This window comes from Pleurocapsa minor HA4230-MV1 (assembly GCA_019359095.1).
In the GTDB taxonomy this organism is placed as follows: Bacteria; Cyanobacteriota; Cyanobacteriia; order Cyanobacteriales; family Xenococcaceae; genus Waterburya; species Waterburya minor.
Genome location: JAHHHZ010000020.1, coordinates 256,345 through 278,999 on the forward strand (window position 1 = coordinate 256,345; position 22,655 = coordinate 278,999).

The 22,655-nt window shown below is 41.2% G+C and carries 13 protein-coding genes; 4 read left to right on the plus strand and 9 right to left on the minus strand.

Annotated elements, in window-relative coordinates:
• Positions 1-95 precede the first annotated feature (95 nt).
• From KME09_11790 to KME09_11805, 4 genes are all read right to left on the minus strand, one after another.
• Complete coding sequence (locus KME09_11790; protein MBW4534606.1) at positions 96-4,688, minus strand: Ig-like domain-containing protein; 4,593 nt, start codon at positions 4,686-4,688, stop codon at positions 96-98.
• Positions 4,689-4,727: 39 nt separating this feature from the next.
• On the minus strand, positions 4,728-7,322 hold the full coding sequence (locus KME09_11795) for a DUF11 domain-containing protein (GenBank protein MBW4534607.1): 2,595 nt from the start codon (positions 7,320-7,322) through the stop codon (positions 4,728-4,730).
• Between the two features lie 430 nt (positions 7,323-7,752).
• On the minus strand, positions 7,753-8,316 hold the full coding sequence (locus KME09_11800; GenBank protein MBW4534608.1) for a hypothetical protein: 564 nt from the start codon (positions 8,314-8,316) through the stop codon (positions 7,753-7,755).
• 130 nt (positions 8,317-8,446) lie between these two features.
• On the minus strand, positions 8,447-11,236 hold the full coding sequence (locus KME09_11805; GenBank protein ID MBW4534609.1) for a hypothetical protein: 2,790 nt from the start codon (positions 11,234-11,236) through the stop codon (positions 8,447-8,449).
• Between the two features lie 688 nt (positions 11,237-11,924).
• Between KME09_11805 and rsmD the strand changes: the two genes are divergently transcribed.
• Both rsmD and KME09_11815 read left to right on the plus strand, forming a co-directional pair.
• Complete coding sequence (rsmD, locus tag KME09_11810; GenBank protein MBW4534610.1) at positions 11,925-12,461, plus strand: 16S rRNA (guanine(966)-N(2))-methyltransferase RsmD; 537 nt, start codon at positions 11,925-11,927, stop codon at positions 12,459-12,461.
• A 57-nt stretch (positions 12,462-12,518) separates the two neighbouring features.
• Positions 12,519-13,505, plus strand: a complete 987-nt coding sequence (locus tag KME09_11815) for a glutathione S-transferase family protein (protein ID MBW4534611.1) — start codon at positions 12,519-12,521, stop codon at positions 13,503-13,505.
• A gap of 95 nt (positions 13,506-13,600) precedes the next feature.
• Here the strand turns inward: KME09_11815 and rsgA are convergent, their stop codons facing one another.
• From rsgA to grpE, 5 genes are all read right to left on the minus strand, one after another.
• Positions 13,601-14,683, minus strand: a complete 1,083-nt coding sequence (gene rsgA, locus KME09_11820; GenBank protein ID MBW4534612.1) for a small ribosomal subunit biogenesis GTPase RsgA — start codon at positions 14,681-14,683, stop codon at positions 13,601-13,603.
• A gap of 23 nt (positions 14,684-14,706) precedes the next feature.
• The gene (locus KME09_11825; protein MBW4534613.1) at positions 14,707-14,979 is read right to left on the minus strand and encodes a sulfurtransferase TusA family protein; all 273 of its coding nucleotides are present in this window, start codon (positions 14,977-14,979) and stop codon (positions 14,707-14,709) included.
• Positions 14,976-16,112 (minus strand): molecular chaperone DnaJ, encoded by a 1,137-nt coding sequence (gene dnaJ / locus KME09_11830; GenBank protein MBW4534614.1) that lies wholly within the window; start codon positions 16,110-16,112, stop codon positions 14,976-14,978. The genes KME09_11825 and dnaJ overlap by 4 nt, the downstream gene beginning before the upstream one ends.
• 144 nt (positions 16,113-16,256) lie before the next feature.
• Complete coding sequence (dnaK, locus tag KME09_11835; protein ID MBW4534615.1) at positions 16,257-18,251, minus strand: molecular chaperone DnaK; 1,995 nt, start codon at positions 18,249-18,251, stop codon at positions 16,257-16,259.
• Between the two features lie 150 nt (positions 18,252-18,401).
• A complete protein-coding gene (gene grpE, locus KME09_11840; protein ID MBW4534616.1) occupies positions 18,402-19,112 on the minus strand; it encodes a nucleotide exchange factor GrpE in 711 nt (236 codons plus the stop codon).
• 327 nt (positions 19,113-19,439) lie between these two features.
• Here grpE and KME09_11845 point away from each other — a divergent pair, with 327 nt between their 5' ends.
• Complete coding sequence (locus KME09_11845) at positions 19,440-21,440, plus strand: GspE/PulE family protein (protein MBW4534617.1); 2,001 nt, start codon at positions 19,440-19,442, stop codon at positions 21,438-21,440.
• Between the two features lie 39 nt (positions 21,441-21,479).
• On the plus strand, positions 21,480-22,604 hold the full coding sequence (locus KME09_11850; GenBank protein MBW4534618.1) for a type IV pilus twitching motility protein PilT: 1,125 nt from the start codon (positions 21,480-21,482) through the stop codon (positions 22,602-22,604).
• Positions 22,605-22,655 lie beyond the last annotated feature (51 nt).

Sequence of the window (22,655 nt, forward strand, 5' to 3'; positions counted from 1 at the left end):
ATTACTGATTACTGATAGCTAGGCTTTAGTTTTTAGTTATTAGTTTTAGTCTTTGTTTTTTTACTCGTTACTCGTTACTTCCTATTTCCTATTTCCTATTTCTCCTTCTCCTTCTTCTTAGAGACAACCTCTGGAGGAGAGGGTGCTTGATGTTGCCCAAAGCCATCTAGTAGGCTATTTAACTTAACCGTCAAGCCTACATAAGGGCCTCCAGCCGAGCGAGTACCAGTGAAGTCTTCATCGTCAGCACGACCAAAGACATAGCCTCCAGATATGCGCACTTCGGGGGTGAGATAATAACCAGCTTCTAGAAGAAATCCTGATTCGGTATAGCCTGCGGAGGGTTGCCAAATCATGCGGGCTTCCGCTGCTAAATCGATGTGGTAATTCAGGCGATAGGTGGCGCGTATTTGTCCTAGAGAGATATTGCTGCTACCGACAAAATCATCGGCGAGGAAAGTTTTGCTGTTACGAAAGGCATATTTACCGTAGAATTCCCAGCGCCAATTGGGAGCGTAAATACCCTCCAGCGCAAATAGGTGTTCTTGAGAACCCGTACCATTGCCCAAGAGAATTGTTTCAGGTAAAGTTCCGCCATTTTCTTCGTATTCATAACGCAATAAAGCGTTAAATTTGTCTTGTTTGGGGTCGCGATAAGCTAAACCAAGACGTAATTGCCTGGTAGTACCAATGTCAAATTTCTGGTTAGCAGAACTGGCTTGGTTGTAGTCAAACAGAGTAGTTAGAGCGTCAGAGACTTTTCCTGTGACTCCAGCGGAAAGAACTGTATTACTACCTCCCGAACCATCGCTATATTGCCATTTAGCACTCGCAGTAAAATCAGGATCGTCAGTATATTCAATCCCAATTCCGTAGGTAGAGCCAGAACCAAAGCTGAGAGAATAAGCACTCTGACCGACAGAAAAGGGTTGCGCAAATTGAGTTCCAGTATCACTATTTTGAGTAGAACTATCAAAAGTATGTTCGTAGTCAAAATCGATATTTAAACCAGGCGCAAGGGATAACTTTTGCTGTAAGCCAATTGAACCAACATTATTAATGCCGTCAATACCGTTAGTGATGTTATATCTGCCAGTGAGGGTAGCATTTGCCCAAGGATTATATTCTCCCTGAAGCCCGAAAGTAGTTAGTGATTCCCCTGCTAAGTCCCCTCTGGTGAACCATTGATGATTAAAGACCAGACTTAAACCTTCATAGAATTCCCAATCCAAACCCAAACCAAAGCGATCCGAGTAAAGTGCATCAGTGCTATTAGAAAGAGTCAAATCATTTAGAGCATGAAAATTGAGCTTATCAACGATGGGAATCGAAAAATGCGATCGCAATTGAGTAGAGGTACTGTTTAAATTACCCGAAACCGTGTTATCTTGGCGATCGCGCCAGGTTAAGTCTAAGCCTAAATCAGCCTTGCCAATTTTTTGTTCAACCCCTGCGGTGATAGTGGAAACTGAGTTATCTACTCGACTACCAGGAACAGGATCGAACCCAGGATTGAGAAAATCTTCTAACTCGTCTAAAGGACGGGGAGCAACACCGTTATTTTCTTGACGTTCATATAAAAACCGTAGATTAGTTGTCTCAGCGACTTTCGCCGTTAGTTCGCCACCATAGCGTTTTTGTCCAGGAACAAAACTGAGGGTAGCATTATTAGCAAAACCTTCGTCTGCCTCACGGTAATAGGCTCGTCCTAGAATATTGTTGGTAAATTTTACTTCCCCTTCTAAGCGATATGCCGAACCATTAGCATCAGCAAAGATAGTCTGGTTCTCAGAATTAGCATATTCGGCGATGATCTTACCCCAATTACCCAGGGAAACATAAGCATCAAAACCTAAAAGTTTAAAATCCAGATCCCCACGATCTTCATTGAGATAACTCATTCCCAACCAGGTGGGACGATCGAAATCGCGGTCAAAATGGTACCGCGCTCTACCTCCGATTAAAGTTGAATCTCTTGTCTCGCTCTCAAACTGATAAGTAGTGATAATTCTGCGAACCAGAACATTTCCTCGATCGTCGATCGCAGTACGTAGAACAGGATCTTTAAACAGCAATGTACCTCGGTCATAATCAATTTCGTAATCTAACCCCAGAGTTAAACGTTCGCGATTAACCACATTGCCAGGATCGTTGAGGGGAGTAAGTTCAAGATAGACATCTTCTGAACCTGGAATCAGTAATCGACGCGAGAGGAAGTAAAAACCTGATGTGCCATCGGGAGCAATTCCATCTCTTTGGAAACCTTCGGCGTTGTTGGCATAAAAAGCATTAAGCTGGAAATTACCGAGATTGTAGTTAGATTTAAAACCGTGTAGCTGACGACTAATCGCGCTAAATTCTTGAGATTCAGTGGCAAACTCTTCGGTATTATAATCACCCCACATAAAGTAATCAGGTTCGGCAAATTCTATGGCTGAATTTTTTTCCAAACGCAGATATACACTATCAGTAGAAGGGGTAGTTACTTCCGTAGTGGAGCTATCACCGTAGACAGGATAGCCAGACTCAGAATCACTGTAAGTCCGAAAAATGCGAGTTTCCCCGTTGTTATCTTCATTCAAAGGGCGATCGCTATTAAATGCTCCTGTATAACTCCATTTACCAAAACTGCCTGTAATAAAAGCTGCTGAATTAAAGTCAACCTCGGCACCATTGTCTTCGTCTAGAGGTAAAAAATCGCGATAATTATCATAATAGTCAGTGCCTCTAGCACCAATCCGCAGATTGGCAAATCCTGTTAGAAGTGGCTGTTCTCGTAGAGTATTTTTAAATTGTATTTGCGTATAAGCTTCTAAATGTGAAGACTGTGCTTGAACAGTAACAGTTTCGGCATCATAACCAGCCTGCAAAGAAGCCGTAAATTCTCCTTTTTGGGATTTTACCTGGAATCCTGGTCGATCTGGGTTGAGATCTGCACCGACAAATTTTCCCTCACTGCTGTTGAGGGTTACAGTCTCATTCCAAACAGAAACTTTTCCCTGCTCATCAAGAAACTGTCCTTTAACTGTGGCAATACTTTTGCCGTCGGCTGGTATATGAGATTCAACAGTCTTGACCTTGAGGCTTTTCGGTTTACCAGGAACATGAACTTTAATCGCAGTTTCTGAATAGTTAGTGCCATCAGTAGTAGCTAAAACACTAAGATTATTCAATCCTGTATTAAAAACCACCCCATACCAGGTTTGAGTGACTAATTTTGTGACGGGACTAACTTCAGTGCGTCCTACTTGAGAAGCATTAACTGATTGTCCGTTGACTTGCAAAATTACCGAAGCTTCTTCAGGATATTGAATAATAACCGTGCTAGAAACATTAGCGATCACTTCATCAGCTTTGGGAGTCAAAATTTTGACTAAATTCCCCGAAAACTTATCAGATATACTCGATTGAGGTTTAGCTTCTGCTGCTGGTGTTTTTGGCTCTGTGTTGGGTTGTTTTTGTTCAGATTCTGTCTCTGACTGGGGAGTATTAGTCTTTGGGGTGGATGATTCAACTGCTGGGGTTTGACTGGGTTCACTTGGTACATTGTCTGTGTCTTTTTTGACAATTACTTCACGGCTAGTCTCAGAAGTAAAACCACTCTTGCTGGCAATTACACTAACTTGATTTTTGCCCTCTGTTAGCTTTGTACCTGACCAAGTTTTAGTAATTAAATTAGTTTTAAAGTCTAGCTGTTCATTGGCGATCAGGTTATGAGCAACTTCTTTGCCGTTAACCTCAAGTTTGACAGTAGTACTAGCAGGATATTGGATAGTTACACTACTATCAGCTTCACCGTTAATAATTACTCCAGGTGCAGGGGTGATTATTTGAACCTTGCTTAAAATAATGCGAGCAGCAATTTCTTCTCGACTACGAGGATTAATTACTGGTGTTTCTTGCTGAGGCGGATTGGGATTGGTTGTGGCAGGTATCTGCTCAAATTTATCGACAGGAGATGCTAAACTAAGCTCCTTAATTTCAACATTTGACCAAGTTTGAGCAATTAGTTTTTGCTGTTGTAAATCAAGTTGACTAATCAATAGCTGCTCTTCAGGTTGAACTGTAAAATCTCGATCGCTATTACCTGTCGCTAGGCTTAATTGTTCGGTAGCAATATCTGACCAAACTTGGGCGATTAACTGTTGTTCTTCGGGTAGTAACTGTGTAATCAGTAATTCATCTGAGGCAGATTCTTGGCTATTAGTAACGGTAGGAGTTGCCAAGCTTAATTGTTCGGTGGCAATATCTGACCAAACTTGAGCGATTAACTGTTGCTCTTGAGGTAGAAGCTGCGTAATCAGTAATTCATCCGAGACAGATTCTTGGCTATTAGTAACGGTAGGAGTTGCCAAGCTCAATTGTTCGGTAGCAATATCTGACCAAACTTGAGCAATTAACTGTCGCTCTTCGGGTAGTAACTGCGTAATGAGTAATTCATCCGAGGCAGATTCTTGGCTATTAGTAACGGTAGGAGTTGCCAGGCTCAATTGTTCGGTAGCAATATCTGACCAAGCTTGAGCGATTAACTGTCGCTGTCGGGGTAGGGGCAGTTCGCGAACTGCCCCTACTTGAGCGATCGCAATTGGGGTCGTAAAAGCTGTATAAAAAATGGTACTACAAACCGTCGCCATGAAGGTGATTAGAGGTAGAGATAGTTTTTTTGGGTAACTAGTTTTTGGCTTCATGGGTCAAGATAATTAACGGCATTTTGAACGCAAAATTGTTTAAGAATCAGAGTTGGGTCTAGTTGACTTAATTGACTTTTGCTCTGCTTGCCCTGGTTGGGGAGTAATTTCTCGTCGTGAATTAGCTTTTTTACCCGCAGCAGTGGGAGTTACCCCAAAGTTCATGCGCACCATGCCCCCAGGCTCTAACTTGACTAGCCGAGATTTGCTATTGCCCTCGCTAAAACGTAGGTTAGGAGCAAGGCGATATTCGGGAATACTAGTTAGATCGAGGATTCCTGTATGAATGCCAGGCAAGACATTGGCAACGGAAAATAGACCTTCAGCATCAGTAATGACGCGGTTGCCATCTTCGAGGAAAATAACTGCTTCAGGAATCCCAGGCTCTCCTGGTTGCTGTTCGCCATCAAAGTTTTTATCGACAAATACTCGACCAATTAAAATGCCCGTATTTTCCAGAATTCCTGGTTCAATTCTGAGGTTATGAATCGCTGGCCCATCTTGAACAGGATTATCGTTATCGGTTCTTTGAGCATTAACAATGGCTGAATTTTGTCCCGAACCTCTTAAAGCATTGGGGGTTAACTGGGCAGCATAAACTAGATTAATTACCTCCTCAGTATTTAAAGTGATATCAGCAGTAAAATTAACCGTGCGATTGCGAAGCCTACCCGAAGGGTAATCGCTTTGAGTAGCAGTAACGGGAATCAGTTTTTCTTTGACTTCCGCTTTAATGCTGTCTGTTTGTAACTGAAAACCTTCAGGTAAAGTATCGGTAATTTGCAGGTTATCAATGGGTGCAGAAGCAAGATTACGAATCGCTAAACGATAGAGAACAATATCTCCTGGTTGAGCAGAAGCGCGATCGCCTGTTTTGGTAATCTGGATTTCTTGAGCATCACAGACACTGGTTCCTAGGTCTAAAACTGCTAAATCTAGGCCGACTCGTTCCGCATCTTCAACTAAGATAATTTCTCCTGTAATCGTCGTTAGTCCATCCGAAGCCCGAATTGGCTTACCATCTAGAGAAGTGGCTGTATATTTAACAACATTTCCCTGGCGATCGCCAATTACTAGTTTGACTCGACGCTCATCGTAAATCGAGTTTTCAGGAGGCTTAACCACCAAAATATAAGTTGCGCCCAAATCTAATTGCTGGCGTTCTTCATCCAGTAAAAAGCTATATCGACCTTGATCGCTATTAGCTAAGAAAAAGGGATTGCTGTTTTCAGTGTTAGGTTTAATACCTTTAGGTATATTGTTATTCGGGTCATCTGGTAATTCTGTGGCAGTTAAAGGCGTGATGTTATTAATACTGCTACCAGTAGGATCGTTAGAATTCGGTTCATACAAAGCTACAGAAAAACCGAGATATTCTGGTAGTATTTGACCAGCACAGCCAGTAATTTTGCCTAAAGGATCGATTAAGTTAGGATTAATCGTTAAAGGTGGCAAAATATTCAAAGACTGGGAAGTTGAATTGCCACAACTAGGCTGAAGATTGAGGGTAATCGCCTCTAGTTTTTTGTCTACCTTTCCTACTTTGACGGTAATATCTAACTCGATAGACTTACCCGCTGGAATAGATACTGTTTCGGCTGTTTTGGTAATATCTTTGCTTTGTACCTGAGCATCACTACTAGCTAGACGATAAACTACCCCTGTGACTTTACCAGAGCCAGTTAAACCTTTGGCGGTAATTGCTTGGGCATTTGGTAAGACAACTTTGGTAACTTGCTTACTTTGGTTATCCAACCGAAATTTAAACCGTATTGTGCTATCTGAAGTAATAAAAGTCTGCTTGCCTTGACGGAGATTAGTTAGATCTTGTTCAGCTTGTTTCTGAGCATTAATTAGTTGTTCTTTAACTTCTGGCTGGCTAATTTCTTGGGCAATTAATTTTGTAGCAGAGCGTATTTGTTCGCTAAAACTAAAATCATTTTGTGGTAATATTTTTGACTTACTAGCAATTTCTATCTCTGAATTAGTTAAACCTAAATTTTTTAAATTAGATGCTTGTAATCCAGACAAAGCAGTTAATAAATCAGAATCAGGTATCTGTGCAATTAATTTCTGAGTTTTTGCAGCCTTTATTTTATCGTTGAGAATTTGTTTAATTGCTGCTACAGTTTCCTGCGAGGAAGTTTTGGCATCTAAAGTAGCCCAGGCAGATATAGCTGTAAGACTGGCAAGATTAGCGTCTTTTTCGTTTAATCCTTGGTTTTTAAACTGTTCAACTAAACTAAAAGCGATCGCGCCCAAACCAACTACAGAATTACCCTTTAAATCTTCAATTCCTTGATTTACTAATCTTAAAGGTTGCTCTGTTTCACTATTAATATTGGCGGATATATTATTGGTATTAGAAATAAGTCGATTTATTTTGCCCTTAGCTCGATCTGTATAACTAGTAACAGCATTATTAGAAATATCAAGTAAATTTGGTGCTACTGCATCACAGCTTAAAACAGTTTGAGCAGAAGCAGCTTTAATACTATGAGGAATTAATCCACAGCAAACAATAATATTGGTTAAAATAGCTAGACTTTTTTGCCCACACAAAGTCGAAAATACTTTATGTAGTTTAGTTTTTGAATGAGATAGAGATTTATTCACAAAAAATTTCTCTGCCATAATAATTACTAATAAAATCAGCAAAACTATGAGCAAGACGATATAAATGTCAAAATAAAAATTAAAACCTGTTGGCGCTATTAATGGTCATTCAAGTATTAATTGATAGGACTAGGTAGTAAGTAGTCATAAAGGATAAGCTTCGTGACCGTAGGGAATCCTTTAGGGCAAATAGGTAGTAGGTAGTAAGTAGTAGGTCAAAAACTTATTACTCACTACTTCCAGCTTCTCCCCCATCATTAATTAATCGACAAAGAAAATAGTAGGGTGGGCAAGGAGTTTAACTCGATCACAAATCTGGAGAATACTTTTGCCCACCAGTTAGTTTAAAAAACTAATTCCAACCCATCTATTGCTCATAAATGTTGGGTTTCATTCTTCAACCCAACCTACTAGCTACTTATCTAAAAAGCTAAAAGCTAATTAAGGCTTACTGAACTTGTACCTGATACATAGCCGTGATTCCTGCTGTTGATGGCAGAGAACCAAATTTCCAGCGAATATGAGTATATGTTTCTGCGGGAGCAGGTTTTTCAATAGTTTTACCGTTTTCTGTTTTAACTTTAATGACTGGTTTCGCCACAAAAGTTTTACCATTGTCGGTGCTATAAGTAACCTCAGCTTGATTCTGACTCTTAGCTGTGTCTAGCTGGTAGATCATTTGCTGGGGAATCGGCTGAGTAATAATGAGATTTTTAGGAATATTTGTACTGGTATTCGCACTACTAACGCTGTAGCGTAAAATATCTCCAGGATTAACTATTGCATCATCTGCTAAATTAGACCACTCCACCTGTTCTTTACCGCCAGTTGTGACGACAATCGACTTTTTCTCGGCAATCAAATTTAACTTAACTGTCGGGTTTTGAGCTGCTTGAGCAATAATTTCCGTTACTGGTGGAAAACCTGCCAAGACGGGAGTTTGGTTAATTAAAGGCAGAGTAACGATCAATCCTAAAGTACCAATGCTCAGTAACTTATGTAGAAGTTTCATATTTGTATAAGCTAAGATGTCTACTGAAGAATTCGCTAGGGGCAATAGACCAGCTAACACCAGTCTATTGCTCCGTTTTTTACTAGTTGCTAAGAATGCATCTATGCGATAGCTGCATTCAAATTAGACCCTATGGATTTAGACCTTCTGCTCCTAAACCATCAAACTTATCAACTGTACGTTTGAAAGTGAAGGCAGAATCACCAGGAGCATTATATTCTGTGAGTTCAGAGGTAACAGACTCAGCACCAGCAGGAGCAAGGAGAGGAACAGTACTGCGATAACCTGTAACTGTATCACCAGGATCAGTTGTACCTGCGGAGGTTAAACTGTTGATGGGAGTAGGAGAAGTTGACCTACCAGTGTGGAAGGTGATTGTACCGTTATTAGTATCTGCTGCACTATTTTGAACATTAACAGTGTCTAGATCTCCATCGGCATTATTATCTAGACCCCAGTTGTTATCACTGTTATTGAGAGTTGCGTCATCACCATAATCAAGTGTACCGTCCTCATCAATTATCACATCGACACCATTAAGGACAACGTTAGTACCATTACCAGTTTGAGGTTCAGAAATATTACGATAAATTACGCGATATTCCAAGATATCTCCTGGTAAAGGTTGTTTGGCACTGTTAGGATCGTCAAAGTTCATGCCAGACCTGACAACATTAGGTGTTACTGTTGTATTTACAACCCGTACTTGCTTACTTACTTTGATGTGACCTGTATAAACTTGGTTTACAGTTATGTTACGATTTTCTATAACATCAGGAGTACCATCGCTATCACCGTCAACGAAAGCAATCATTGCCACAGGGAATCCACCATTGATCGCATCATCGGTAGATAGTCCAGTACCAGCTGGTAGGTCTACTTCAACCTGATAATCTAAAGGAACACCAGCAGCTAAAGTAGGAATTTCAATTGGCGTATCACTAGTCAAAACAAATATACGATCTGTAGTACTAGGAGTAGCAGCATTATCTTGATAAGTATAGGTCGCAGTTTCTGTGCCTAATTTAATCGTCACAGTAGTTCCCAGTGGTAAATCTGTATCCTTAGCGCTACCGTCGAAGTCAGGATCAAATTCTGGATTAATCGGCTGGAGCAATACATTAGATAAATCTGAACCACCAGGGTTACTAAGAGTATTATTGAAGGTTACTATACCAGGATTCAAGGTAGTTGGAACTGTAGCATTGTGTTGAGCATTTGGAGCAAGAGTTGTGAAATTCTTTACACCCAAATTCTGGAAGTCGTGGTCATTATCTGGCCCAACACCAAAGACATCACCAGTTGCTGTGGGTTGTCCATCTGGGCCGTTAAGTAAATCTCCTGGCGCACCAATGGTAAGAACGTTGTCTTCACCACCAGGGGATGCAGGATCGGCCCCAGCAGTATTGTTGTCGTTGTTACGATCAACTCCATGAGTTGCAGGATTGGCAATACCAGTAGAAAGAGTAGTATCAGTTTCATTAGGCCCTGGATTAGTACCATTAAAGTTACTAGGATCTTGGTCACCAGATTCATCAAAGATATCTAAACCGTTAACCGTACCACCAAAGACTTGAGCGATGTTAGCAACTGTACCGCCAGTACTAGCATTTAAGTCAGAAGTAATGACATTAAAGGTAAAACCACCCTGAGCAGCAGTGATAGTCGTGCCTGAAGCAATTGGGCCGTCTCCAGTAGGAGTAGGTCTAGCATCATAAACCCAACCTACACGAGTTACAGATGTTAGAGTTGGGGCAGTTGTAGTCCACTGCATTGTGAATGGCGTACCAGTTGTAGCAGTACTATAAACAGGTGTCCAATTACCTACTGGGGTTAAAGCAGCATTTAACTTAGTACCAGTTGGAATGGCATCAGAAATTAAGATTAAGTTGCTAGCGTCGGCAGGAACAATACCAGTAATTCGACTGGCAAAATCACGACCTTCAAGATCTCCTGGAGTATAGAGAGAGTTGGGCGTAGTGTTTAGAACTTCGAGATCTAAGCTATATGGGATAATATTGTCATTGAGAGCAGCAGTAGCTCCAGGTTGGACTGTACCTCTGGTTTTCTCAATCCGAGTCATCGCTAAAGGATTAGCTCCCAGGAATACTTGGTTAACCGCACTGGCTTCTTTTTGTCCGCCTACTAAAGGTACGGAAGAACCAGGAGTAGTTGCGTTTTCAGTACGAACATCTCGAGTTTGTGTATCAGTAGTATCAGCAGAACCAGGAGCATCAGGTTGGTTTTGAGTCGCTGCCACAGGAACATTAGGATCGGTGTTAGGAGGCGTATCACCTAATCTGACTTCAATAGGCGCACCAGCAGCAGTGGCTGAAACTGTACTAGTTACTCTAACGATTACCTTGCCGTTAATCGGCACATTTTCAACAATACCAGTAGTTGGTCTAGTTTCTGTTGCTGCACCAGTTGCGGGAATTGCAGCAAAGGTATGAGTACCATTAGCAGTTAAGGCTGGAGAAACCTGAATGACAAAGTTGCTGGAGTCATTAGTATTGGTCGTTGTTCTAATTAAACCTTTAGTAGAGATATTGGCTAAATCAGGAATAAAGATATTACTTATGTCGTTACCAACGTTGGAGATGGTAAATTCAAAGGCAACTCTGTCACCAGGTAAAACCGTGGTATTAGGTGGGCTACTGGGTAGGTCATCAAAGCCTGTAGGTAGGTTAGTGATACCAGCTACTTTCGCAACAGTTACTTCTACAGGATTGGATTCAATAGTATATGGATTGCCTGCGTCATCTTCGTAAGTACCTGTAGCGGTGTTACGTAAAACTTGACCTGCTTTAGTTCCTGCTGCAAATACAGGTAGAGAAAATTGAAATAGACTGGCAACAGCTAAGGCTGTACCAATCAATGGTAAATAGTATTTCTTTCTGGTTAAGCTATGCTGATTCATACGAATTATTTAACTAAAATTACTGGACTGTAATACCGATCTCGAAAAGAAGAGTATTCATATAAAATAAGAATTTAAAAACCAGTTATACAGAGATATTTGAGGTTGTATAATTCAAAAACTACAATAACTAGTCTTTATTTCACATAATTAGCAAGTGTCTTCTAATAGTTTCAATGGCAATAAGGGGAAAGTATCGATAGTAATTTTTGTGTATTTTTTCTAAGACATAGAAATTGTTTATACTGAACATATGCAAATTAAACTCTTAAATAATCAATAATGTCATTTGTATATTTACGGAATCATTAGACTAAAAAAATGAAGGTTATATCTAAAATCAGCAACATTACTGATAGAAAAACTTGGTTGTTTATTTGATCGATTTAATTAGCCAATTAGCAAGATATTGTGGTATTAAACATTTAATTTATAGTTCAATTATTTTAATTTGAACTATTTATTTATTGGTAGCAAGTTAAGGGCTACATTATTTATCAATTAGCTGTTAGTTATTAACTATTAGCTGTTAGCTTTTAAGACATTTTGAGGCTAATTTCTGTTAAAAGCGCGATTGGCTGCGCTTCTCCTTAATCGCAACTTCTGGATGATAAATCAGCGACTCTGTTCATAAAAATTATGATTTCAGACTACTTTTTCTTACAGATTTTTGATTAAAATTAGAATTATGAGGATTTATGGAAATAGGCAGCTTAAAACTGTCCCAGGACAAAGAACTCGTCCCACTGCTGCCAGGGTGAGAGAAGCCGTGTTTAATATTTGGCGCGATCGCTTGGAAGGATCTAGTTGGCTCGATTTATGTGCAGGAAATGGCTCAATGGGCGCAGAGGCGATTTGTCGCGGAGCAAGTAGAGTAGTCGGGATTGAGCAGTATGGCAAAGCCTGTAAAGTGATTGAATCTAACTGGCAGCAAGTAATCCAGCCTGGACAATCCTATGAGCTGATTCAGGGAGATGTTTTACTTAAAATTAAAAAGTTAACTGGACAGCAATTCGACTGGATTTATTTCGATCCGCCCTATGATAGTTATTTATACTTACCTGTTTTAAAAGCGATCGCCTTATTAGAATTAGTTAAACCTGAAGGAGCGATCGCTGTGGAACACAATCCTAAGCTATGGCAAGCCAAAGAAATACCAGGATTAGAAATTTATCGCACTAAATCTTACGGTAATACCACCCTTAGTTTCTATGCAGTTAAGTAGGTAAAAGGGAAAGGGTAAAAGGTAAAAGGGAACAGTTAAAGAGTTAAATAAAAGCTGATGGCAAATAAGTCTCTTCCAGGTAAGTTAATTGTTAAAACGGGCAAGTTTGTCTGGACAACCATGTGGCAGGTGATGATGTCCCAGCTAGCACCGCGCAATCAGACAGGGGAGTATGTGCGTCCCCAAAGCCAGTTTAGAAATTATCTCAGTACCCAGCCAGAGAATCCTTATCAACCTGTTGCTAATCGCTACCGCTTATATGTCGGCATGGGTTGTCCTTGGGCGCATCGTACTGTGGTTACTAGAGCTTTAAAAGGGTTAGAAAGTGCGATCGCTGTTTCGATAGTTTATCCTTCCCCCGATGCGGGAATCTGGGTTTTAGACCAGCCTGAATTAAATTGCCATACTGTCCCCGAACTATATCAGCTTGCCTGTCCTGGCTATAAAGGACGCTCTACAGTGCCAATTTTATGGGATGACGAGACAAAAACGATTGTGAATAACGAAAGTGCGGAGATTATTGAAATCCTCAATTCTGAGTTTAATCAATTTGCCCAACACCCTGACTTCGATCTCTATCCAGCAGAACAAAAAGAGGCGATCGACTCCTGGAACGAGAAAATCTACCATGCAGTTAATAACGGTGTTTATCGCTGTGGTTTTGCTCAATCTCAAGCAGCTTACGATCTTGCCAGTCAGGAATTATTTGCTACTTTAGACGAAATAGAGCAAGCCTTAGAAAAAACACGCTATCTTTGTGGCGATCGCCCTACTTTAGCCGATATTAGATTATTTACAACCCTGTTCCGTTTTGATATCGTTTACTACGGACTATTCAAATGCAACTTACGCCGTATAGCTGATTATCATAATCTGAGCGGATATCTACGAGATTTATACCAGTTACCAGGAGTAGCAGCAACTTGCGATCTCAAAAGCATTAAACGAGACTACTACGGTAATTTATTTCCCTTAAACCCAGGGGGGATTATTCCACTGGGGCCAGATATTGGCAATTTATTGCAGCCACATCAGCGGGAGTAGGAAATAGGAAGTAAGAAATAGGAAATAGGAAATAGGAAGTAGGGAGGTAATTCTGATTATTGCCCCAAGTCCCCAAGTTCCCAAGTCCCTTAATATTACAGTTGATCTTCAATTTCTTCTTCTAGTTGCCTGGTGTAGATATCTTGCAGGTTCTGATGTTTAACATTGCGGGAAGTGCGACGATACTTTTTAGTTTGCAGCTTGGGTTCGTATTCGCTTTTTCCCGATCGCTTTACTTTTAATTTAAGCTTGGATTCTTCGTCAGGCTGTTGTTGTAATGCTGTTTGACGAGCGATCGCTTTATCTAAAAAATCTAGATAATACTCGTATCTCTCCCAGTCTCCGCGCACAACGCAATTTGGCTCATCACGATGAAGACAGTTACTAAACTGACAGTTTGCCTGTTGTAATCTAGCTCTAGCTTCAGGAAAATACTGTGCTAAATTACTGGGGATACAGTCCATCTCAGGTTGATTAAACCCTGGACTATCAGCTAGTAAACCACCCCCAGGAAGCTCAAATAACTCTACATGACGGGTCGTATGGCGACCTCGCTGTAGTTTACCTGAAACTTCGCCCACTCTTAAATTAATCGAGGGAATCAAAGTATCAATCAAGCTAGATTTGCCCACACCGCTAGGTCCTGCCACCACGGTAATTTTACCTTCAAGACGCGATAACAATTGATCGATGCCAATTCCTTGCACCACGCTAATATAGCTAGCATCATAGCCCCATTGTGACAAACGCTGTTGCCACTGTTGCTGCTGTTCTGGGGTAATCAAATCACACTTATTGAAACACAAACAAAGCTTCAAAGACGTTGACTCAGCCTTAACTAAAAAGCGACTAAGCTGCCAAGGATCGAGGGTTGGTTCTGCCACAGCAAACACCAGTAAAATCAGCTCCGCATTAGCCACAGGAGGGCGCTGTAGCTCTGTAGAACGAGGCTCAACTCTACCGATAGCCCCTCTAGCATCTTGCCAATCAGGTTCTTCAATTAAAACGCGATCGCCGACCATGACACTCTGCCCAATTTTTTTTAGGCGAGTACGTCTAGTACAAAGTAAAGACTTAGCTACTGGATTATTGGCTAACTTTACCTGATAAAAATTAGCTTGAACTGCCACCACTGTTCCCCACAACTCATTTAAGTTTCGAGTCGCAGGATTCAGCAATTTATCCACACGATCTTCTTCACTCACGAAGTTGCAGGACGACGAACTAACAAAGAAAAGAAATCTTGCTGTTGGGCCAACGCCTCAACCTGATAACCTTCCATTTTAAGACTATCAGGCACTTGTTCAATCGGCTCACCAGGATCGAGCCAAACTTCTAACAGTGAACCTGGTGGCATTTGCTCCAAACGTAATTTGGTTCTGACAAAATTAATTGGACAAGGAGTACCCCGCAAATCTAAATGAACATCTGCGTGGTCTGGGATAGTGTTATCCGTGCTTTGAGGATCGATCATTTTTGGAATAGACCTCCCAAAAAGCCTTCTTTGGTAGCTTTGCCTACAGTTTCACCTCTAACGCCTGCCAGTTTTTCTAAAAGTTCTCTCTCTTCAGAATTAACCTTAGTCGGAATATTGATCTTAACGGTAATTAGATGGTTTCCCCGACTCACAGGATTACCAAGTTTAGGCACACCTTTATTTTCTAAAGTCAGCACCGTGTTTGGTTGAGTTCCTGAAGGAATAGTCAATCCTTCCTTACCATCAACTGTATTAACTTCTAAGTTGCAGCCTAAAATAGCCTGTAGATAGCTAATAGAAATTTCCGATCTAACGTTAATACCTTCGCGCGTGAATTCTTTGTCAGATTCCACAAATAGATAAACGTATAGATCCCCTGGTGTACCGTTGCGAACACCAGCATCACCCTCTCCAGAAACTCTTAGACGAGTACCATTATCAACACCTGGAGGAATAGTAATTTTAAGATTCTTAGTTTCTTGTTGACGACCCGCACCATGACAAGTGCCACATTTCTCCTCAATTACCTGTCCTGTGCCGTTACAGTTGGTACAAGCTGAAACCTGAGCAAAACTACCAAAAGGAGTTCGAGTAGCACGACGCACTTGACCACTACCACTACAGACACTACAGGTTTTGACTCCTGTACCTGGTTTGGCTCCAGTACCATTACAGGTTTGACAAGATTCTAGGTGGGGAATTTTAATTTGCTTTTCGCCACCAAAAACAGCTTCTCTAAAGTCCAGTTTTAGATCTAAGCGCAGATCGTCTCCCCTTACAGGCCCATTACGACGGCGAGACTGACTTTGGCTAGTACTAGCACCACCACCAAAACCGCTAAAAATAGTTTCAAAGATATCGGCAAAACCACCCATATCATTGTAGTCAAATCCCGACGCACCAGCAGCCCCACCTACTCCAGCTTCGCCAAAGCGATCGTATCTACTGCGAGTTTCTGGTTCAGAAAGAACTTCGTAAGCACGACTGATCTCTTTGAACTTTTCTTCTGCTCCTGGTTCTTTGTTGACATCGGGATGATATTGGCGTGCTAGTCGACGATAAGCGCGCTTTAGTTCATCTTTATCTACATCGCGGGATACGCCCAGGATTTGATAGTAGTCCTCTGCCATAAAATCTTAATTTTTTCCTATGGTTTATAGATTGTACTGTAACAAAATCAGAACCTGTAAATATAGTACGGTTACTACTAAGAACTAATTATTTTAAATTTGCCTTACTTATAGTCAACCACATAAACTAAAGTTTAGATTCACTTAATCAACTGATTCATAATCATCGTCTAAACCAAAATCAGCACCTCCTTCAACCTTAACATTGTTAGATATACTTACAACTGCTTTGACACTGTTGTCGCCAGCTAAATCAACCTCAGTTTTAGCTCTAGCCAACTCGTCATCCTCAAAGTCATCAAAGACGAAAGCATCATTAGAATTAGAATTCTTTTGTTGATAAACATCCGTACCAATTTCCAGGAGAGTTTGACGCAGGCTGTCTAAAATATCACTAATATCTTTGATGCTCGTATGAGGGTTATTACAAGCTATATTAAACTCTTCTTTAATTCGAGCAATTTTTGCTTTATACTCATCGCGAATCAAGTCTCCTTGTTCACTAACAGTTGAATCGTAATTGTAAATTAAATTCTCGGCTTGGTTTTTTAACTTGACTAATTCAACATTACGCCGATCTTGGTCGGCAAAACTGTCAGCCTCTTGACGCATTCGCTCAACTTCGCTAGAGCTTAGTCCTCCAGTATTACTAATAGTGATGCCTTGCTGTTTCCCAGTACCTTTATCTTGAGCCGAAACCTGTAAAATACCATTCACGTCAATTTCAAAGGCAACTTCAATCTGTGGCATTCCTCTAGGAGCAACAGGAATTCCTGTTAGGAGAAATTTACCCAGGCTTTTATTGTCTTTCGCCATGGCTCTCTCCCCTTGCAGAGCATGAATTTCCACGCTGGTTTGACCATCAGCAGCGGTGGAGAAAATCTGCGATTTGCTAGTGGGAACGGTAGTATTCTTTTCGATTATCTTCGTAAAAACCTCGCCCAAAGTTTCGATCCCCAGTGATAAAGGGGTAATATCAAGTAGCAAAACATCTTTAACTTCTCCGTCCAAAACTCCTGCCTGAATTGCTGCTCCTGCTGCCACTGCTTCATCTGGATTAACTGAGCGATCTATTTGCATCCCATCAAAGATCGTTTTAATCGCTGCGTGAACTGCGGGAATACGGGTAGAACCGCCAACTAAAATGATGCGATCGATTTCATTAGGCTCTAAATCAGAATCTTTTAAAGCTAACTTAACAGGTTCTAAAGTTTTTTGGATTAAATCCTTGGCTAGTTCTTCAAATTTAGCTCGGCTTAGTTCCAATTCGATATGTTTAGGCCCTGTTTCATCGGCAGTAATAAAAGGCAGGTTAATCGATGTGGTCGGAGTAGCCGAAAGCTCAATTTTGGCTTTTTCCGCAGCTTCTCTCATCCTTTGCAACGCCATTTTATCGGTTCTGAGATCGATTTCTTCTTGAGCGTAAAAAGTCTTGATCATCCAGCGGACGATAACGTTATCAAAATCATCGCCACCAAGATGATTGTTGCCTGCTGTAGACTTGACTTCAAATACGCCATTGCCCAGTTGCAAGATTGAAACATCAAAAGTTCCGCCACCCAAGTCAAACACGAGAATGTGTTCTTCGCGGTTTTGTTTGTCCAAGCCATAGGCTAAGGCAGCAGCAGTAGGTTCATTGACAATACGCAATACCTCAAGTCCCGCAATCGTACCTGCATCTTTAGTCGCCTGTCTCTGGGCATCAGTAAAATAGGCAGGTACAGTAATTACGACTTCTTTAACAGGTTCTCCCAAAAAGCTTTCGGCATCTGCCTTTAACTTTTGTAAAATCATGGCAGAAATCTCCTGGGGAGTATAATTCCTATTTTTGATCTGAACATCGACAGTATCATCTCGACCTGGAATACACTTGTAGGGCGTGCGCGATCGCTCTTCTTCTGTATCTTCCCAACGACGACCAATAAAGCGTTTAATACTATGAATTGTATTTTGAGCGTTGGTGACTGATTGTCTTTTTGCCAACTGACCTACTAAACGAGTATCTCCCTTGGCGAACGCTACCATACTAGGAGTTGTTCTGGCTCCCTCGGAATTAGCAATAATTATGGGTTTGCCCCCTTCCAGTACAGCAACGCAACTGTTGGTAGTTCCCAGATCAATACCGATAACTTTTGCCATAGTGCTTAGGCAGTAACTTTCATTTGTGTATATAAATTACAAAGATTTCGACAGAGAAGCTTATGGTATTCATCGGCATACTGCAATGCCGAGTTAATAAATCCCTAATAGAGTTTCAAACTTAATAGTCATTTGAAACTAAGTATTGACTTAATGATCATTTTCTTCGTTTTCTGTCGTTTTCTGTTCCGAAGTTATCACAGGTTCTTGAGGAACAGCAACTTTAACCATGGCATGACGCAAAATTGTATCGCCAATTGTATAGCCACGCATTAGTTGCTCAATTACAGTTCCTTCAGGATATTCGTTGGTGGGTTCACGCAACATAGCTTCGTGATAATTGGGATCGAATTCTTGTCCTTCAGGTCGCATGGCTGAAACACCCATTTTTTTGAGGCACTCTACCAAAGTTTTGTATACTCCCTGATAGCTTGAATGAATTGCTTTTTCGCCCTCGCTGTCTGGTTTCAACTGAGTTCTAGCACGCTCAAAGTTATCGATTACAGGTAGTAATTCGGTGATGACATTTTTCTTAGCCTGCACTTCCAGATTTTCTTTCTCTTTAATAGTTCGGCGGCGAAAATTCTCAAAATCTGCTGCCAAGCGAGCATACTGTGCTTTGGCTAGATCTGCCTGTTGGCTTTTTTCGTCTAAAAGTTGCTTAAGATTAGCGTTTTCTTGCTGGAAGGCGGCAAAAATCTCTTCATTTTCGGCAGTTTGACGATCATCTTCGCTTACTTCCGTAGCTCGATCTAGCTCTTCAGCAGACTCCGATGCAGAATCATGGTCTTCTAAGGAAATGTCAACCGCAACTTCAGGATTTTCGGCCGGATTTTCAGGTTGTTTTTGCTCTTCAGTCATAGGAATGTTTGTCTCTCTACTTACAAGATATAGGATATTGCATTCGGCTAAGGAATTAACAGTTTAAATTTTTTCCTAGCTGATTAAAACTATTTGGTTAATGAATCAGCGATCGCCTCATAAACCTAATGGTACAGTCATCATAAGATATTTTTTGCTCGATTATTAGTTCCTTGCCTTGTCATCAGCAGATTTAGCGAAACTCTGCTCTAGTCGAAAAGAATTAAACCATTTAGCAGTAATTTGAATAGTTAGTTTTAGACAGTAAGAATTTTCTTTCAAGTTTAGGGAACACTAGCTATCGTCAGGAGATATTTTTTCTATTTTATGGCTTACTCTTCCTCTAAAAAAAATCGGGCGATCGCTGTACGTAATAATTTGTCACCTTTTGGTAATCAATTGGTTCAAAAAGGTTTTATTGATGGCGAGAAAATGCAGAAGGCTCTAGCAGAGAGTCGCAAAACGGGTAATTCGCTGATCGACATCTTGGAATCAGCGACGGGTAAACAGCTACCGCCAGATTTACTGCGTCAGTATAAAAAGCATCATTTATTTGAGCTAAAAGTTGTTTTTGGAGTGGAATCGGCCGATCCTGAAATTGAAACCGAAAAATTTAGTAACAATCAGATGGGGGAATTGATTAATTCTCTAATTCCTCTTGATATTTGTCGTCGCTATCGTCTAATTCCCCTCTACCAGAAAGAGGGGGAGAATCCTATTTTGGTCGTGGCGATGGTCGATCCAGAGAACCTGGAGGCTCAAGACGATCTTAATCGGATTCTTAGACCTAAAGGAATTGGGATTGAACGACAGGTTATTACTCAAAGCGATTTTCAACAGCTAATCGATCGATTTTTAGATGAGCAGGTCAAACAAGAAACCGCGAAGAAAAAAGAGGTTAATGTCGATGTTTCTCTGGAGTTAGATAACTTTGATTTTAATCTAGAAGAAGGTGAGGATGAGCTTGCCGATGATTTAGGTGCAGCCAACGAAGCTCAAGCAGCACCGATCATCACTTTAGTGAATAAAATTCTGGCTAAAGCTTTACAGGATGGTGTTTCTGACATTCACGTCGAACCCCAGGAAGAAGGCTTAAAAATACGTTATCGCAAGGATAGTGTGTTGCAGCAGCCTTTCGATCGGATGCCAAAAAAGATTATTCCAGCCGTAATTGCTCGGTTTAAGATTATGGCAGAGCTAGATATCGCCGAAAAGCGGTTACCCCAGGATGGCAAAATCCGTCGAATGTTTCAGGGGAGAAAAGTCGATTTTCGGGTCAATACTCTACCTAGCCGCTACGGAGAAAAGGTCGTCCTGCGGATTCTCGATAATTCAGCAACTCAACTAGGTCTAGATAAGCTTATTTCCCACGAGGAGACGCTAGAAATAGTCCGAGATATGGCAAGACGACCGTTTGGGATGATCTTAGTTACGGGGCCTACGGGTTCTGGTAAATCCACTAGTCTCTATTCTGTGTTAGCTGAAAGAAATAGTCCTGACATCAACATTTGTACGGCGGAAGACCCGATTGAATATTCTCTAGACGGTATTACTCAGGTACAGGTAATTCGTGAAAAGGGTATGGACTTCTCCTCAATTTTGCGAGCTTTCTTAAGACAAGATCCTGACGTAATTCTGGTAGGTGAGACTAGAGACTCTGAGACAGCCAAAACGTCGATTGAAGCAGCTTTAACAGGCCACTTAGTATTAACAACTCTACACACCAATGATGCGGCTGGAGCGATCTCTCGTTTAGATGAAATGGGCGTGGAACCGTTCATGATCTCGGGAGCATTAGTGGGAGTTTTGGCTCAAAGGTTAATGCGCAAAGTTTGTAGTGAATGTCGTATCGCTTATAATCCCACTCACGAAGAGCTATCCAGATTTGGTTTGTCCGCTGCGGCAGGGGAAGAAGTCATTTTTTATAAGGCCAATAAGTTAGAGCCAGAACAGCTTTCCCAGGCAAAAGCCAACGGAACACTATGTGCTAAGTGTCAAGGAGGAGGTTACAAGGGACGAGTCGGGGTTTACGAAGTAATGCGTAATTCAGAAAGAATACAGACTTTGATTAATGAAGGGGCAAATACCGATCGCATTAAAGAAGTGGCGGTGGAAGAAGGGATGATTACGATTTTGGCATATAGCCTCAATCTGGTTAGAGAAGGTCAAACTACTTTAGAAGAAGTAGAGCGGGTAACATTTACCGACTCAGGTTTAGAAGCAGAATTAAAAGCCAAACGCAAGAGTGGCTTAACCTGTCGTACTTGTCGGGCAGAATTACTACCTGAGTGGCTAGATTGTCCTTACTGTATGACCCCTCGCTTTTAAATCAACCAATAGTTTAACAATTTAGCTTAGGAACAGATTATGGATTTAATGATTGAAGACATGATGGAACAGCTAGTGGAAATGGGTGGCTCTGATATGCACATCCAAGCTGGCGCGCCAATTTACTTCCGCATTAGCGGTAAATTAACCCCTATTGGCGAGGATCTGAGTCCCCAAGAGTGCCAACGTTTGATCTTTAGTATGCTCAACAACACTCAAAGAAAGGAGCTAGAACAGCATTGGGAACTCGATTGTTCTTATGGGGTGAAAGGACTAGCTCGGTTTCGGGTTAACGTCTATAAAGAGCGTGGTTGTTTTGCTGCTTGTTTGCGAGCATTATCTTCCAAAATTCCCAATTTCGATCAGTTGGGTCTACCCGACGTAATTAGAAGAACCACTGAAAGACCACGGGGACTAGTTTTAGTAACAGGCCCAACAGGTTCGGGTAAAACTACGACTTTAGCAGCGATGCTGGACTTAATTAACCGCAGTCGGGGAGAACACATTTTAACTGTAGAAGACCCGATTGAATATGTGTTTGAGAATCATAAAAGTCTGTTTCACCAGCGCCAAAAAGGAGAAGATACCAAAAGCTTTGGTAATGCCCTAAAAGCTGCACTAAGGGAAGATCCAGATATTATTCTGGTGGGAGAGATGCGAGATTTGGAAACAATTTCCTTGGCAATCTCCGCTGCCGAGACAGGACACCTAGTATTTGGTACTCTACACACCAACTCTGCTTCGGGAACAGTGGATCGGATAATTGACGTTTTTCCTGCTGCTCAACAGGCGCAAATTAGAGCCATGCTGTCTAACTCTTTAATTGCTGTTTTTAGTCAAACCTTGGTCAAAAAGAAAAGTCCCAAACCAGGAGAATTTGGTCGAGTCATGGCGCAAGAAATCATGATTGTTACACCAGCAATTTCTAATTTGATTCGTGAGGGTAAAGCTGCTCAAGTATACTCCGCCATCCAAACTGGAGCAAAAATGGAGATGCAGACGATGGAACAGGCTTTGGCAGATTTAATCAAAAAAGGCATTGTCAGCATGGAAGAAGGATTAGCTAAAAGTTCTCGACCAGATGAATTACAGCGCTTGGCGGGTAGTGCTGTGGGGGATATGGGGATGATGGCCAATGCCAAACCAGGCGCTAAACGCAGTTAATTGATATTTAAACTAACTATTTTGCAATCACTAACTTCAACTATTTAATTT

Bases quoted from the DNA above. Each gene is read 5' to 3' on its own strand.
- KME09_11790 (MBW4534606.1), bottom strand. From the start codon at position 4,688: ATGAAGCCAAAAACTAGTTACCCAAAAAAACTATCTCTACCTCTAATC.
- KME09_11795 (MBW4534607.1), bottom strand. From the start codon at position 7,322: ATGGCAGAGAAATTTTTTGTGAATAAATCTCTATCTCATTCAAAAACT.
- KME09_11800 (MBW4534608.1), bottom strand. From the start codon at position 8,316: ATGAAACTTCTACATAAGTTACTGAGCATTGGTACTTTAGGATTGATC.
- KME09_11805 (MBW4534609.1), bottom strand. From the start codon at position 11,236: ATGAATCAGCATAGCTTAACCAGAAAGAAATACTATTTACCATTGATT.
- rsmD (MBW4534610.1), top strand. From the start codon at position 11,925: ATGAGGATTTATGGAAATAGGCAGCTTAAAACTGTCCCAGGACAAAGA.
- KME09_11815 (MBW4534611.1), top strand. From the start codon at position 12,519: ATGGCAAATAAGTCTCTTCCAGGTAAGTTAATTGTTAAAACGGGCAAG.
- KME09_11825 (MBW4534613.1), bottom strand. From the start codon at position 14,979: ATGATCGATCCTCAAAGCACGGATAACACTATCCCAGACCACGCAGAT.
- dnaJ (MBW4534614.1), bottom strand. From the start codon at position 16,112: ATGGCAGAGGACTACTATCAAATCCTGGGCGTATCCCGCGATGTAGAT.
- dnaK (MBW4534615.1), bottom strand. From the start codon at position 18,251: ATGGCAAAAGTTATCGGTATTGATCTGGGAACTACCAACAGTTGCGTT.
- grpE (MBW4534616.1), bottom strand. From the start codon at position 19,112: ATGACTGAAGAGCAAAAACAACCTGAAAATCCGGCCGAAAATCCTGAA.
- KME09_11845 (MBW4534617.1), top strand. From the start codon at position 19,440: ATGGCTTACTCTTCCTCTAAAAAAAATCGGGCGATCGCTGTACGTAAT.
- KME09_11850 (MBW4534618.1), top strand. From the start codon at position 21,480: ATGGATTTAATGATTGAAGACATGATGGAACAGCTAGTGGAAATGGGT.